Source organism: Bradyrhizobium sp. 157 (assembly GCF_023073815.1).
GTDB lineage: Bacteria > Pseudomonadota > Alphaproteobacteria > Rhizobiales > Xanthobacteraceae > Bradyrhizobium.
Genome location: NZ_JADPKF010000033.1, coordinates 203,294 through 219,900, shown reverse-complemented (window position 1 = coordinate 219,900; position 16,607 = coordinate 203,294). Strand labels below are relative to the sequence as shown.

General features: G+C 62.5%; 6 protein-coding genes and 1 tRNA gene. All 7 read left to right on the top strand.

What is annotated here, in order from left to right; genetic code table 11:
- Nucleotides 1-54 precede the first annotated feature (54 nt).
- The 7 genes from IVA95_RS08070 (at nucleotide 55) to IVA95_RS08040 (ending at nucleotide 16,599) form a co-directional block, all read left to right on the top strand.
- A tRNA-Pro gene (locus IVA95_RS08070) sits at nucleotides 55-131 on the top strand.
- A gap of 582 nt (nucleotides 132-713) precedes the next feature.
- Nucleotides 714-1,970: an amidohydrolase gene (locus IVA95_RS08065; protein ID WP_256470169.1), complete on the top strand. Its 1,257-nt coding sequence runs from the start codon at nucleotides 714-716 to the stop codon at nucleotides 1,968-1,970.
- Nucleotides 1,971-2,110: 140 nt separating this feature from the next.
- Nucleotides 2,111-4,468: a TonB-dependent receptor gene (locus tag IVA95_RS08060; RefSeq protein ID WP_247510025.1), complete on the top strand. Its 2,358-nt coding sequence runs from the start codon at nucleotides 2,111-2,113 to the stop codon at nucleotides 4,466-4,468.
- A 381-nt stretch (nucleotides 4,469-4,849) separates the two neighbouring features.
- A complete protein-coding gene (locus IVA95_RS08055) occupies nucleotides 4,850-5,077 on the top strand; it encodes an MbtH family protein (protein WP_247510024.1) in 228 nt (75 codons plus the stop codon).
- 22 nt (nucleotides 5,078-5,099) lie between these two features.
- Nucleotides 5,100-5,855: an alpha/beta fold hydrolase gene (locus IVA95_RS08050; RefSeq protein ID WP_247510023.1), complete on the top strand. Its 756-nt coding sequence runs from the start codon at nucleotides 5,100-5,102 to the stop codon at nucleotides 5,853-5,855.
- A complete protein-coding gene (locus tag IVA95_RS08045) occupies nucleotides 5,824-6,792 on the top strand; it encodes a TauD/TfdA family dioxygenase (protein WP_247510022.1) in 969 nt (322 codons plus the stop codon). The genes IVA95_RS08050 and IVA95_RS08045 overlap by 32 nt, the downstream gene beginning before the upstream one ends.
- A gap of 57 nt (nucleotides 6,793-6,849) precedes the next feature.
- Nucleotides 6,850-16,599, top strand: a complete 9,750-nt coding sequence (locus IVA95_RS08040) for a non-ribosomal peptide synthetase (RefSeq protein WP_247510021.1) — start codon at nucleotides 6,850-6,852, stop codon at nucleotides 16,597-16,599.
- Nucleotides 16,600-16,607: the final 8 nt, after the last annotated feature.

Genomic DNA, 16,607 nt, shown 5'->3' with positions numbered 1-16,607 from the left:
TAATTCGGCTGCTTGCGGTCGCCGAAACCCAAGGCTATAAGCCGCGTTCCAAGTCGGAGTGTGGCTCAGCCCGGTAGAGCACTGCGTTCGGGACGCAGGGGTCGCAGGTTCGAATCCTGCCACTCCGACCAATTATTCTTCAACTATTCTTGCCATTCGTTTTTCAGGACTTTTTCTGATTGCTGGCGGTTCCCGAGTCAACCGCCGATTCCCTTCCAAAGCCGAACACAGACCCGCGTTCCCGCGGCGCATGGCGCGTCCGGGGCTTGCCAGTCTCGCCCTCGAAATGGAGGGTGCAGGGAATGCCGGGTACCGGCTAGCACCCGCGGTCTCGTGTGCCGACATGGGAAGGAAATGCACACGGGGCATACAGGTACAGCCGGAGCATCCCGGCATTCCCTGCGCAATGGTTTGACGGCTTATGCCGCGCTCTCCTCCATCATGGTCAATATTCCCGATCGCCGCGGATCGAGGCCGCTCGAGCTCGCGCGGCTATCACAACATGTTGCGATCAAAAAATCCGGCGGGAAGTGACGGGAGCAGCCTGCCGTCGGCTTCTCACCGGGAGGCGGACTGAGTGGTTTTGGAACATCTCGAAAGGGAGATTGAATCCGACTGCGTATGATCGATGAATTTTTCAAGTCCGCCATATCGTCTGGACAGTCACGTACTCGGGGATAGCTCATGGTCTCGCTCAACAGGATCTGCCCGAATTGGTTGCCTGGCGCCGCGAACTGCACCGCATGCCGGAGCTGTCGGGGCAGGAGAAGGAGACTGCGCAAACCGTGCAAGCGTTTCTTAGGGCGGCCGGGGCTGACAAGGTCATTACGGAATTGGGCGGGCATGGCGTGGCCGGGATCTATCACGGGCGTACGCCCGGCCCGACGATCATGCTTCGGGCAGAACTGGACGGATTGCCGATTCAAGAGACATCCGCGATTCCTCGTCGGTCCGAGGTGCCGGGAAAAGCGCATCTCTGTGGCCATGACGGTCACATGACGATCCTCGCAGCGGTGGCGCGCGATCTCGGCCGAACGCGTCCGCGCTGCGGGCGGGCCGTGTTGCTGTTCCAACCCGCTGAAGAGGATGGATCGGGCGCAGCTTCTGTGCTTGCCGACAAAAAATTTCAGCAGGTCCGGCCGGATTTCGTGTTTTCCTTGCACAATCTGCCGGGCCTCCCGCTGGGCGAAGTTGCCATCGCAGAAGGCCTGGTTAATTGCGCCTCGCGCGGCATGCAGATCGCATTGTTTGGCCGAACGGCGCACGCGTCGAATCCGGAGTTCGGCGTTTCGCCGCAAGCAGCCATAGTCCGGCTGCTGAACGAAATCCCTGCACTGGGGCAGGGCGGCGAACTGAACCGCGAATTTTCGATGGTCACGATCACCCACGCGCGGGTGGGCGAGCCGGCGTTTGGAATTTCGCCCGGACATGCCGAGCCTTGGTTGACGCTCAGAACACTGACGGACGCAAAGATGGAAAGCATCCGCTTGCAGGCCGAGAGTCTGGCTCGACGCGTTGCAGAAGACGAGCGGCTGAAGGTCGAGATCGCCTATCGCGATGTATTCGCTCACTGCATGAACGCGCCGGAGGCCGTCATTCATCTGAAGAACGCGCTTGATGCCGAAGGCATCGCGCACTCCGCGCGTGGGCTACCGCTGCGCGGCTCTGAGGATTTCGGTCTGTTCAACCGCGAAGCGAAGTCTGCGATGTTTTTCCTGGGCGCGGGTCGGGATCATGCCGGCCTGCATGCGCCGGACTACGATTTTCCGGACGAGCTGATCGAAGTCGGCTCGCGGGTCTTCATCCGCGCGTTGCGCATCAATTTCCAGATATCGCTGCACAGCAAAACATCACGACTCGGCCGAGCGCTGCATTCGACTTCGCGTTCACCTCACAAATTAGAACGCTTAAAAACTTCATACGGTTTAGAGCGATTCGAAAAGCGTGAGGTGTTGCCTCATCGCCACTAGCGCAATCCGTTATGTGCACGCTTCGTTACCTTAGATGGCTTCTACTCGCCGTTTCCACCTCAGAAGTTAGAACGAGCCGGAACCTGCTTGTGGGCCTTTGGGGTGGAAGTATGACGCATCGAGTCGCTGCCAGAAATGTTATGCGCGCTGTTTCGCTGGGAGCGGTGAGCTATCTTGCGCTCTCTCTGGATTTTGCCGGCGGCTTGAGCGCATTCGGGCAGAATTTGCCACCCGTCACCGTCGATGCTCCAAGCCAGCAACGCGCGCGCCCCGCAGCAGCACGGAGAACGCAAACGTCCACGTCGCGCGTGCAGCGGCGGGTCGCTGCGCCGGCGCCGCGTCGCGTCGAACCGGTTCCCTATGTGACGCCTTCGACCGGCGCGCTCGGTGCTCCGCCCGCGCCCTATGCCGGCGGACAGGTGGCGACGGGCGGGAGCCTCGGACTTCTCGGCAATCGCGGCGTAATGGATACGCCGTTCAACCAGACCAGTTACACGGCGGAGTTGATTGCAAATCAACAGGCTCGAACCATCCGTGACGTGCTGGCGAATGATCCCTCTGTAAGAGTGGTGCAGGCGGCGGGTGGCGGCGCCGACAGTCTGTTCGTCCGCGGCTTCTATTATGACAGCGGCGATTTCGGGTTGAACGGCCTGTACGGAATCGCGCCATACTACTCCATCGGGGCAAATTTCATTGAGCGCGTCGAGGTCTTAAAAGGCCCGAGCGCCGTGCTCAACGGCATGACCACCGGCGGTACCGGTGTTTCGAGCGGTGGTGCGGTCGGCGGCAGCATCAATCTCATCACCAAGCATGCTCTCGACGTCGACATCACGCGGCTGACGGGGACCTATGTTTCGAAATCGCAGTTCGGCGGACATATGGACGTCAGCCGGCGCTACGGCGACCGCAAGGAGTGGGGCATTCGGCTGAACAGCACCTATTCAAACGGCAACACGCCCTGGAATCGTCAGACCGACGAATTTGGCAACGTTCACCTCGGTCTGGACTACCGCGGTGAGAACGCGCGCATGGAGGTTGATGTCGGCTACCAGGCCGACAATCTGAAGCCGCCCTTGCGTTTCTTTACAGTCGCTCCCACAACAACCATTATTCCTCCGCCGCCAAAAGCCGGACACAATTTCCAGGTTCCGTGGGCCTATTATGCGCCGACGGACTTCTTTTCGACCGTAAAAGGCGAGGTTGATGTCACCGACTCGCTAACCGCCTATGCGGCGTTTGGCTATCACGACAGCAATATCAACTATGCTTATCCTTCGCCCAACATCTCCAATGCGGTGCCGGGTCTCCTATCGCCCAATCCAGCGATACCAGCGACGTTCCAATTGGGAGGCCTGTGGTCGCGACCGTTTGCCGGCAAGGAGACGTTCGAGACGCTCGCGGGTGAAGCGGGCGTTCGTGCAACGGTGGACACCGGCCCGATCAATCATGCGCTGAACGCCAACTATTCCATCAACGACCGAACCTATACGCAGCAGGTCCGGACGCGTTCGAACAACCCTGTCGCCGACATTATCTTCTGGAACCTCTACAACGAGCCGACCAACATTCCCAAGCCCAACTTCACGTTTCTCGCTGCCAATCAGATTACCGGTGTGAGGGTGTCGAGCATCGGCGTCACCGATACCATGTCGATGCTGAACGAGCGCGTCCAGTTCACGGTCGGCCTTCGTCGTCAGACGGCTGGAAGCGAGGTGCTAAATTTCTTGCCAACCCCCGCCACTCCGAGTCGGCCCTTCCAGGAAGAATCCGTGTGGAGCCCGGCCTATGCCATCTTGGTCAAGCCGGTCGAGAATATCTCGCTCTACGCAAATTATATCGAAGGGCTCCAGACACCGACTGTCGTCAGTGGCATCTATGCCAATCGCGGGACTGTGTTTCCGGTCGCGCAGACCCAACAGGCCGAAGCGGGCGTGAAGATCGACGCAGGCCGTATCACGACTACGCTGAGTGTGTTCGACATCAATCAGCCGAGCATCATCACGGTGGGCTCGGGTGTGACTGCGACCCAGCAACTCAACGGCAGACAGCGCAACCGCGGTGCGGAGATCAACGTATTCGGCGAAATCACGCCGGCGATTCGATTGCTTGGTGGCCTAGCCTTGATCGACGGCGTGCAGGAACAGGCCCAAGACCCAAGCAACAATGGCAAAAAGGCGGTTGGCGTGCCAGCGCTCACCGCCAACATCGGCGCGGAGTGGGACACGCCGTTCATGCGTGACCTGACGCTCTCGGCAAGGGTCATTTATACCGGTCCGCAATATGTCAACGTGACCAACACTCTCACATTGCCTGAGTGGACGCGGGTCGACATCGGAGCGCGATACACCTTCACCTCGCCCTGGAACGGAAAGCCGATCGTGGTCCGCGCCAACATCGAGAACGTCTTCAACGAAGCCTACTGGGCCTCGGCCTACAGCGGCGTGATCACGCTTGCGGCCCCGCGCACCTATCTCTTGTCGACGACGTTCAACTTCTGAACGTCGCGTCAATCCAATCACCTGCAATTCGTGCCGCCGCGGATCTCATCCGCGGCGGCATTTCTTTGATCTGATGGTGTCGCAAAATTGACTGATCGAAATTGATGACAACGCGATGAAAAATCATCGGACGTTGGATGTGTGATTCGAAAACCGAAAAAGGTTCCCGCCTAGCGAGCTAGAATTGAAAGAAAGTGCGTATGGCTTTGCCAATCCGTCACTTGTCATGCACACCGGCTCGCAAGCGCGGAGGTTGCATCGTGTCACGCTATCGCCAACTTGGAGCTATTAAAAACTTCGTCGTCGATATTGCTTTGACCATCATTTGCTTCTGACCTAGTCAAACGCCATTGCTTTCGTTTTCTCAAAAGGGACCGAACCATGATGGTGTTCGACAGAGACGACGTCACCTTCACCGTCGTTATCAATCACGAAGAGCAATACTCCATCTGGCCGACGTTCAAGGAAATTCCGGGCGGCTGGAAAGCGGTGGGCAAGACGGGCAGCAAGAAGGAATGTCTTGAACACATCGAACAGGTGTGGACCGACATGCGCCCGCTCAGCTTGCGCAAATTCATGGACGAGACGGCGCCGCAGAAGTCGGCTTAAGCCAACGGAGCCTTGTCTTCCGATGCGGCTTCTTTGTCTGCCTTACTCCGGCGGCAGCGCCATGTTCTATGCGCGGTGGCGCAGGCTTCTGCCGTCATGGATCGATGTCTACCCGGTGGAATGGCCCGGGCGCGGTGCGCGCATGGACGAGCCGCTGGCGACCGACCCGCACGCACTTGCATGGCAGCTCGCATCAGAACTTCACGCGCAGCTTGATCGTCCCTATGCACTGTTCGGGCATAGCCTCGGCGCGCTGATTGCGTTCGAACTCGCGCATTTCCTGCGTGATCGCGGCGCGCCCGCGCCGGCCATTCTCTTTACCTCGGGCGCCGAGGCGCCGGCCGTTCGAGACGGCAGCAAATGGTGCCTGCCATTGAGCGACGAGGCGTTGCTGAAGGAGCTCCGCGATCTACAGGGCACGCCGGATGAGGCGTTGTCGAATGCGGAGCTGATGCGGTCGGCATTGCCGGTGCTCCGCGCCGATTTTTTGATGTGCGGCGCCTATATCTATCGGCCGCGGCATCCGTTGTCGTGTCCCGTGCACGCCGTCGGCGGGGCCGACGACGAGACCAGCCGCGAATCGCTACAGGCCTGGCGGCAGGAAACGTCGGCGGAATTCACGCTCGACGTGCTGCCGGGCCATCACTTCTTCATTCACACGCAGCAAGCCGAACTGCTCGGCCTGATCGGATCGGCCCTGGCCCGACGGTCGGGGCGATCGATTGGTTCGCATCGGAGCGAGGATCATGAGCGTATTCTCCGTCCAGCCACTCATTGAAGGCAAAAGTCTTCCGTTGTTGCTCAGGGCTGACAAGGCCGGGCAGCCGCTTGGCGCGGCGCTTCCGATGCTGCGCGATACCATCGACCGGCATTTGACTGATTGCGGTGGCATCGTGTTTCGCGATTTCTCTCTCGACGGTCCTGACGCCTTCCGGGCGTTCGCGGCCGATTTCGGTCATCCGCTGCTCACGTACGAGTTTGGATCGACGCCGCGCTCGCAGGTTACCTCCGGCGTCTACACGTCCACGGAATACCCGCCGCACCAGCATATCCCGCTGCACAACGAGCAGGCCTATACGCGCGATTGGCCGATGAAGATCTGGTTCTACTGCATGCAGCCGGCGCAGGAGGGTGGCGAAACGCCGATCGCCGACAGCCGCGCCATCTATCGCGACATGCCGGCGGCGATCCGGGAGCGCTTCGCCGAGAAGGGCGTGATGTATGTGCGAAACTACGGCAACGGGCTCGACGTCGACTGGCAGCAAGTGTTCGGCACCGAGTCGAGGTCGGAGGTCGAGGCCTACTGCGCCGGGCACGACATCGAATGCGAATGGAAGCAAGACGGCGAGCTTCGCACGCGCCAGATCTGCCAGGGGACGGCACGGCATCCGGTAACGGGAGAGTGGGTCTGGTTCAATCAGGCCCATTTGTTTCACGTCTCCAACCTCGAGCCGGAAGTCCGCGAGAGCTTGCTCGACGTGGTCGGCGACGAGACTGAACTGCCGCGTAACGTCTTCTACGGCGACGGCTCGCCGATCGACGATGAAACGCTCGCCACGGTCCGCAATGTTCTCGAAGCGCACAAGATCAGCTTTCCCTGGCAAGCCGGCGATGTGGTGATGCTTGACAACATGCTCACCGCGCATGCGCGGGCGCCGTTCAAGGGGCCGCGCAAGGTGATCGTCGCCATGGCGGAAGCGCATCGGCAGGGATGATCGGCATTTTCGGGCGGCGAGAATAGTCGTCGTTGCGGGCGAACTGGATTCGAAAAGATGTACAGAGATAACCTCGTCGAACGGCTACGGTGCCATGCCGCGTTACGGCCGGACGGGATCGCGTTGCGCTTCCTGGAGGGAGACAGCGTCGCCGACGAGTTGACCTTTGCCGGTCTCGACGCCCGGATTCGATCCGCCGCGGCGTACCTGCAGCAGTTGGGCGGCGCGGGGGAGCGCGCGGTGATCCTGCTGCCCAGCAGCCTCGACTATGCCGTGGCATTCTATGCCTGCCTGTATTCGGGCGTGATCGCCGTCCCGGCCTATCCGCCGGAGGGCGGCGCCGAGCGCTATGCAGGGCGTCTCAACGGCATTCTGCGTGACGCGACGCCTCGCTTCATACTGACGGACACCGCACTGCTTGGTGCCGTGGAAGCGGCACTTCCCGAACTGGCGAATGTAGAGATCATCGCGGTAGATGCGATACCGGCGGCGTTTGCTGGGGAGTGGCGTGAGACGAGGCCGGAGGCGGATGCGATTGCCTTCCTGCAGTACACGTCCGGATCGACCTCGCAGCCGAAAGGCGTTTGCGTCTCGCATGCTAACCTGACGGCCAATGAGAAGGCCATCGAGGCCGTGGCCGCGGGAACGCTCGACGACGTCTTCGTGAGTTGGCTGCCGCTCTATCACGACATGGGACTGATCGGCGGGTTGTTGAATCCGCTGTTTACGGGCTTTACCGCCGTCCTGATGTCGCCACGCAATTTTCTCGAGCGGCCGCGACGCTGGCTTGAGGCCATCGATCGTCACGGCGGCACGATGAGCGGTGGACCTGATTTCGCCTTCGCGCTGTGTGCCGACCGCATTTCCGACGAAACGATCGACCGGCTCGACCTCAGCCGCTGGAAGTTCGCATTCTCCGGCTCGGAATTTGTGCGCCAGACCACGCTGCGCAGGTTCGGAGAGAGGTTCGAGCGGGCGGGGTTCAAGCGATGTGCGTTGACCGCCTGTTACGGTCTGGCCGAGGCGACGCTGCTGGTGACGGCTGGTGAGCTCACCACCGAGACGGTCAGCCATACGCTCGATATGGCGGCGCTTGCGGCGGGCCGCGTCGCAACCGCCGACCAAGGCAGCGATCTCGTGGCGTGCGGCCGGACGGTCGCGGGCCATGTCACGCGCATCATGCGCATCGATGGATCGGCTGCGGCACCGGCTGACGAAGTCGGCGAGATCTGGGTCGCCGGTCCCAGTGTCGCGCGAGGATACTGGAATAATCCTGAGGCCACGCAAAAAGCCTTCGTCGAGCGTGACGGCGCGCGCTGGCTGCGTACCGGAGATCTCGGTTTCATTCAGGACGGTACGCTGATCGTGACGGGCCGGCTCAAGGACCTGCTGATCGTTCGCGGGCAGAACGTATATCCGACTGACGTCGAGCAGGCGGTCGAGGCCGAGGTCGAATCCGTTCGCAGCGGACGGGTTGCCGCGTTTGCGGTCGAGATCGATGGACGGGAAAGCATCGGCGTCGCGGCAGAGTTCAGCCGCACCGTTCTCAAGCGCAGCGATCCCGAAGTTCTCGCCGATGCGATCGGCGAGGCCGTGCTGCGGCAGGCGCAGGAATATCCGGCCGTCATCGTCCTGCTAAATCCGCAAGCGATGCCGCTGACGACAAGCGGAAAACTGCAGCGCTCCGCCTGCGCCGCCGGCTGGGCCAACAACACGCTCGACAGTTTTATGGTGTTTGAGCGAGGACGGCGGCGGCACGGAGCGCCACTGACCGCGCCCGCAACCAATACCGAGCGCGCGCTGGCCTCGATCTGGTGCGAGGCGCTTGGCGTCCAGGCGGTGCATCGCGAGGACGATTTCTTCGTGCTGGGCGGAAACTCGATCACGGCTGGACAGATCGCCGCCGCGCTCCGCGAACGCTTCGGCGTCGAGTTGGAACTGCGCAGCTTTTTCGACACTCCGAAGCTTGCCGCATTCGCGGATCATATCGACGCCCTGTTGCGCGACGGCGCAAAAAGGGCGCTTCCTCCGATCCAGCGGGCGACGCCGGCCGACCGCGCCACCTTGTCCCATGCCCAGGAGCGGCTGTGGTTTCTCTGGAATTTGGACCCCGGCGGTACCGCCTATACGGTCGCGAGCACGATCCGGCTCAAGGGAAAGCTCGACCATGCCGCCTTGTCGCGGGCAATCACGAAAATCGTTCAGCGTCATGAAGTGCTGCGCACCACGTTTGTCGCAACGGATGGTCGCGCAAGGCAGGTTATTCACGACGCCCTCGACGTCGATTTCAGGCACAGGGATCTCCGCGGATGTCCCGCTGAACATGCGGGGGAGATCAGGCGGTCCGAACTCGGAAAGCCGTTCGACCTTGTCAATGGGCCGCTATTGCGGGCGGTGCTGCTTCAGTGCGCAGATGATGCGCATGAATTGCTGCTGCTTGCTCATCACATCGTCGTCGATGGATGGTCGCTCGATGTGATGCTCGAAGAGCTGGCGGGACTCTACCGCAACGGCATCGGGCACGACGCAGGCCGGCCGCCGGTGCCCATGATGCAGTATGCGGATTTCGCGGTCTGGCAGCGAAACTGGCTCGCTGCTGGCGAAGGGGATCGGCAGCTCGCCTATTGGCGCGCAAAGCTGGGTGACACGCACCCCGTGCTGGCGCTGCCCCATGACCGGCCGCATATGGCAACGCAAAGCCATGCCGGCGATACGATCGGGCTTGCCACCGACGGTGCGCTGGCCGCCAGGCTTCGGGAGATCGCCGCAAAACACCGGGTGAGCGTCTTCATGCTGCTGCTTGGTGCATATCAAGCGCTGCTGTATCGCTATACTGGGCAGAGCGATTTGCGCATCGGCGTGCCGGTAGCGGGGCGCCGTCACGCACAGCTCGAGCGGCTGATTGGCTGCTTCGTCAACACGCTGGTGTTGCGTGCCGAGATTGCCGATGAAGCGACTTTCCCGAACCTGCTCCGGCAGGTCAAGGACACGGTGATCGAGGCGCTGGCGCATCAGGATCTGCCGTTCGAAATGCTAGTCGACGGGCTGCGCCCTGAACGAAGCGGTGGGCACAATCCGCTGTTCCAGGCCAAGTTCAATTACATGACGGCGCCGCGCGGGTTCGACAGCGTTGAAGGGCTCACCGCCGAGATCGACATCATAGACCTCGCGGGTTCGCATTTCGATCTTGCGCTTGATGTCGTCGATGGCGCCAGCGGCATGAAGGCGACATTCAACTACGCCACCGATCTGTTCGATTCCCCGACGATTGCGCGGCTGGCGGCGCAGTTCGGTTCGATGCTGCGCCAGATTACGGAAGACGCGGAGCGGCGGATATCGGACTTCGTCATAGTCGATGCGAACCGCCAGGCGGTGCCGAGCGAGGCAGCTGTATTCGGATTGACCGATGTCATTGGTCTCTATCGCGCGTCAACCGCCGATCGCCCGGCCGCAGTCGCCATCCGGTGCGGCAGCGAGACGCTGACATTCGCCGAGCTGGAGCGAAAGTCAAACCGTATCGCTCACATGCTTGCCAGCAAGGGCGTGACGCGCGAGGTGCCGGTTGCGCTGTGGATCGAGCGCTCGCCGGCATTTGTTGTCGCCCTGTTTGGTGTGCTGAAAGCGGGCGGCGCCTATGTGCCGCTCGATCCGAAATGGCCGCTGGAGCGCATCAGGCGCATCCTGAAGGATGCCGGCATCGAAATCGTGCTGGCGGCGAGCGATAAGCTGGCGGAAGCGCGTGCGCTCGATTGCGCTGTGCTCGATGCGGTAGCCGAAGCTGCGCGCGACGACATATCGAGCGTGCCGGTCGACAATTTGATCCACCCGGCGCAAACCGCTTACGTCATCTATACGTCCGGATCGACCGGAACGCCGAAGGGTGTCGCCGTTTCGCACGGCGCGTTGGCCAATTATGTGCATGCCCTGCTGCAGCGCCTGCAGCCACGGCCGATGGCGAGCATGGCGATGGTTTCCACCGTGGCGGCGGATCTCGGCCACACCGTCCTGTTTGGCGCGCTCGCCTCCGGCGCGACGCTGCATCTGCTGCCGCCCGAAGTGGTGTTCGATGCGGATGCGTTCGCGAAAGCTATGCGGGACGGCGAAGTCGGTATTCTCAAGATCGTGCCCAGCCATCTGCGAGGGCTGCTCAAGGCGTCACGCTCGGCCGATCTCCTGCCGAGCGATGCGCTGATCCTCGGTGGCGAGGTCAGCGATCCCGCGCTGTTGAACGAGATCCGGCAGTTGCGGCCGCAATGCCGAATTCTGAATCACTACGGACCGACGGAAACGACAGTCGGCGCAGTCACGCATGAATGTGGGCCAGCAGGCGAGACAGGCGCGATTCCCATTGGCCTGCCGATCGCCAATCTGCGTGCCCACGTTCTGGATGATGCGCTCAACGAGGTTCCGATCGGCGTATCCGGCGAACTCTATATTGGAGGTGCCGGCGTCGCTCGCGGCTATCGTGGCGAGGCCGGCTTGACTGCCGAGCGCTTCATTCCGGACCCGTTTGGGCCGGCCGGAGAGCGGCTGTATCGAACCGGCGATCGCGTTCGCTGCGATCGAGCCGGCCGGCTGATATTCCTCGGCCGTGGCGATGATCAGATCAAGCTACGCGGCTATCGCATCGAGCTTGGCGAAGTCGGACGCGCGATCAAGGCGCTGCAGGGGATCGGTGACGCGGTGGTTATCGCGCGCACCATCGGCGACAGCGCCGAACGCCAGGAGATCGTTGCATACTGTGTGCCCGCGATGGGCGTCACGCCGAAGCCGGATGTAATCAAGCAGCAATTGGCTGCGGTGGTGCCGGAATACATGTTGCCGTCGCATATTATTATTCTGCAGCGCCTGCCGCTGACGCCAAACGGCAAGATCGACCGCAAGGCGCTACCGGATCCGGCTGCAGATGTGGTCGCCGCGAACTATTCCGCGCCGCTTGGAGATACCGAGGAACAGATTGCGGCGGTGTGGCGCGAGGTGCTCGGTCGCAAACGCATCGGCCGCAATGACAATTTCTTCGAGCTTGGTGGCGATTCCATTCTCAGCCTGCAGATTATCGCACGCCTGCGCAAGCGCGGCATTGGCCTGACGCCGAAGCAGGTCTTCGGCCAACAGACCGTGGCCGGATTAGCAGCCGTCGCCGCCGTCGCGACAGCACCTACGGCAAGGAAGGAGCGTTCGGCCGCAAAGGCATCGACCAATGCGGCCACCGGCATGCGTCATTTGCTGCCAATTCAGACCCGCTTTTTCGGCGAAGACATCGGCAACCGAAACCATTGGAACCAGTCAGTGCTGCTGGTGCCGCAAGCGCGGATGGACTGGGAGACACTGCAGCGTGCGCTCACGGCAATCGTCGATCATCACGATGCGCTGCGCCTGCAGTTCGCGCAGGTGGATGGCGCATGGCGCGCGGCGCAGGGCACTCCACCATCGCCATCGGAGTTGCTGTGGATTCGTACCGATGTCGAGGACGCGACACAGGTCACCGCGCTTGCATCGGCCGCGCAGGAAAGCCTGTCGCTGTCCTTGGGCCCGTTGCTGCGTGCGGTGGCGATGGACCTTGCGGATGGCAGCCAGCGGCTGCTGATCGCGATCCATCATCTGGTTGTTGACGGCGTATCCTGGCGGGTCCTGCTGGAAGACCTGGCCTCGGCGTACGACCAGTTGAGGAGAGACGCCGTCGTGACGCTGCCGCCGAAGAGCGAGTCCTATGCGTCCTGGGGCGAGCGGTTGCATTCCTACGCGACTTCCAGGGAGCTTGCTGACGAACTGCCGTTTTGGCTCGACTGTGCGGCGGGTCCAAGCCTGCCATGCGACGACAATCATGGCGGCATCGATCGCGTCGGTGACGGCGAAGAGGTGTCACTGGTGTTCGATACCGAAGTGACCTCGAGGTTGCTGCAGGAGGCGCCCTCCGCCTATCGGACGCAGGTCAACGATTTGATGCTGGCGAGCCTGGCGCGTGCCGTGTCGCGCTGGAGCCAGCGCGACGGTGTTACGGTCGAGCTCGAGGGCCATGGCCGCGAGGACATCTTTCCCGGAGCGGATATTTCCCGCACGGTCGGGTGGTTCACGACGGCCTTCCCGGTGCGACTCCCCGACGGGTCGGGCGACGACGCCTCCATGATCAAGACGGTCAAGGAAAAGCTTCGCGCTATTCCGAACCGCGGGCTTGGCTATGGCGTGTTGCGCTATCTCGGCTCCGAGGACCAGCGCAGCGCGCTGGCGCGACTAGCGGAGCCGCAGGTCGTCTTCAACTATCTCGGCCGCTTCGACGGCAGCGTGGGGGCTTCCTCGCTCTTCGGATTCGCGCCCGAGAGCGCAGGTGCGTCGCGCAGCGTCGCCGCTCCGTTGCGGGGATGGCTGAACATCACCGGGTTGGTGCGTGAGGGACGTCTTCATTTGTCCTTCGGATATGGACGCAAGCGCTATCGGCGAGAGACGGTCGAGCGGCTGGCGGAGCTTTACGAAACGGCCCTGCGCGAACTGGTTACGCATTGCTGCGGCGGCGCATTTGGTCTCACGCCTTCGGACGTCGCTTTGTCCGGGCTCGATCAGGCCGATCTCGATCGGTTGGGGACGACTTTCGATCTCCGCAGCATCGAGGACATCTATCCGCTATCGCCGATGCAGCAGGGCATGCTGTTCCACGCGGTCCGGGATGGCGACAAGGACGCCTATGTCAACCAGGTCGGGCTCGAGCTGTTCGGTTTCGATTCCAGCAAGCTTCGAGCCGCGTGGCAAGCGGTGAGTGACCGGCACGCCGCCTTGCGGACCGGCTTTGTCTGGCAGAACCTGTCCGGCGCGGCCCAGCAGGTCGTGCACCGTCATGTGAGGGTACCGTTCGTCGAAGAGGATTGGCGCAGCCGGACGGCAGCGCTGGAACGCAACGGCGGACGAGCTGAATTGGATGCCGCGCTGGCGGACGCGTCGCGGCGCGAGCGCGAGAACGGCTTCGACGTCTCTCAGCCGCCGTTGCAGCGGGTGCGCTTGATCCGGCTCGACGACAAGCGTCACTGGCTGATCTGGACCCATCATCACATCTTTGTCGACGGCTGGAGCTCGGCGCGGCTGATTGCGGAGGTGCTGCAGCATGTCAGCGGGGGCGCGCTGCCAGCCGTACAGGGCAGCTATCGCGACTACATCGCCTGGCTGCAGGGCCGCGATCACGCAGGCGCCGAAAAATTCTGGCGCGACGCTTTGGCAGGGCTCGAAGCGCCGACCCTGCTGGCGAATGCGCCGGTTACGAATAAGGCATCGGGGGAGGGACACGCCAGCATTGCGCTTTCCGCGAATCCGGAGCTAACCGAACGCCTGAAGGCGTTTGCGAAGCGCGAGCGCGTGACGCTCAATACGCTCGTGCAGGCCGCGTGGGCGCAGTTGTTGCGGCGGCATTCGGGGCAGGCCGCCGTCTGTTTCGGGGTGACCGTGTCGGGCCGTCCGGCAGACCTGTCGGGCTCCGAGGAGATGGTGGGCCTCTTCATCAATACGTTGCCGATTGTCGACGTGCCGAGCCCGCAAGTGCGAGTCAGTGAGTGGCTGCGTCAGTTGCAGGAGCAGAACCTGGCCTTGCGCGAGCATGGCTGGACGCCGCTCTACGAAATCCAGCGCCTTGCCGGCCAGGCCGGGCAGGCGCCGTTCGACAGCATTCTGGTATTCGAAAACTATCCGATCGATGAGGCGCTGCGACGGACGGGGGAGAGCGGCCCGCGGCTGGGACGGGTGCAGCATGTGACGCCGACAAATTATGCGCTGGCGGTTGCCGTATTTGCCGGAAGCGAACGGCTCGATCTCGAATTCAACTACGATCGCGCCCGCTTTGATGATGTTGCCATCCGGCGCCTTCGGGACATCCTGCATGGATTGCTGGAGCGGATCGCGGCCAATGCGGAGCGACCGATCGGCGATCTCGGATTATCCGCCGGTGACGAGGTTCGGCGAATCCTGGAATGGAGCGGCGCCGGCCGTTTGGCGACAGGTGCTTCATATGTCAGCATCGTCGCGCATATCGAGGCGCAAGCCGCACGGGCGCCTTCTGCCCTTGCGATTGTGTGGGGCGACCAGCGCCTGAGCTATGGCGAGTTGAACGCGCGGGCCAACCAGCTTGCGCGGCGGCTTCGCCACTTCGACGCCGGTCCGGATCGCCTGATCGGCATCGCCTTGGCGCGCAGCCCTGAAATGACGGTCGCGCTGCTGGCTGTCCTGAAAGCAGGCGGCGCCTATCTTCCGCTCGATCCGGATTACCCGGCCGAGCGGCTCGCCTACATGCTGCGCGACAGCGCGGCGACACTGGTATTGACGAAAAGCGCGCTGCTCGAACCTCTCGCGCCGGTGCTACGCGAGACCGGCGTCGAGGCCTGGTGCATCGACGAACCGCAGCGGCCCGTCGGCGAAGATGCAGCCAATCTGAATCTCGAGATCCATCCGGATAGCCTGGCGTATGTGATCTACACGTCGGGATCGACCGGGACGCCGAAGGGCGTGGCTGTAACGCACGGGCCACTGGCCATGCATTGCGAAGCGATCGGCCGGTTGTATCGCATGACTTCCCACGACCGGGAATTCCAGTCGGCTTCGATCAATTTCGACATTGCGCACGAGCGCTGGCTGGTGCCGCTGATGACGGGCGGCTCGCTCGTACTGCCGTCCAGGCCAGGCCTATTGATCGACGACCTCGTCGATGAGATTGCGAGAAACTCGGTCTCGACGATCTTTCTGCCGCCGGCGTATGCGGATCAATTGAGTGCAGCGTTGCGGCAGAGTGGGCGCCGGCTTGCGATCAGGGCGTGCATTGTCGGCGGCGAGGCCTGGTCGGATAGCGGAATCAAGGCGCTCCGCCAGGCCGCCGACATAGACCTTCTGGTCAACGCCTACGGCCCGACCGAAACAGTGATCGCGCCGACAGCGTGGCTCGTCGACGACGCCGCGTTGACGCCGGGCCAGCCGGCACCGATCGGACGGCCGGTTGGTATCAGGTCCGCCTACATTCTCGACGCCGATCTCAACATCGCACCCGTTGGTGTCACCGGCGAGCTGTTCATCGGCGGTGTTGGGCTGGCGCGAGGCTACCTGAACCGGGGCGCGCTGACGGCGGAACGGTTTGTCCCGGATCCGTTCGGCGGGTGCGGCGCGCGTCTCTACCGGACCGGCGATCTGGCGCGGTGGCGGGCAGACGGCGTGATCGAGTATGTCGGCCGCGCGGACCAGCAGGTGAAGATCCGCGGCTTCCGTATCGAACTGGGAGAGATCGAGGCGCGCCTGCTCGAGCAGCGCGGCGTGCGCGCCGCCGCCGTGGTGGCACGCGAGAGCAGGACCGGTCGTCAATTGATCGCCTATGCGAGCGGCGAGCCGACGCTTGACGGCCGCGCCTTGCGCGATGCGCTGTCGGCCACTCTGCCTGATTACATGGTGCCATCGACGATCATGGTGCTCGAGCAATTGCCGCTGACCCCCAATGGCAAGATCGACCGTCGGGCATTGCCGCCGCCGCATGAGGATGGGCAGGACCGCCGCTTCTATGAGGCGCCCGAGGACGAAATCGAGATCGCGCTGGCGAAAATCTGGGCCGAACTGCTCGGTGTCAGCCAGGTCGGACGTAACGATCACTTCTTCGAGCTCGGCGGACACTCATTGCTGGCGGTGCGGGTGCTCAGCCGGGTGTCGCAGGAGATCGGCGTGTCGATCCCGGTTTCAGATCTGTTCATTCATCCCGACCTCGCGTCATTCGCGCGCGTCGTGTCGATCAGGCTGATCGAGCAGGCGTTCGATGCAGATGAACTGCAGGATCTGATCGCGGCGGGGCAGTGAATATGGCT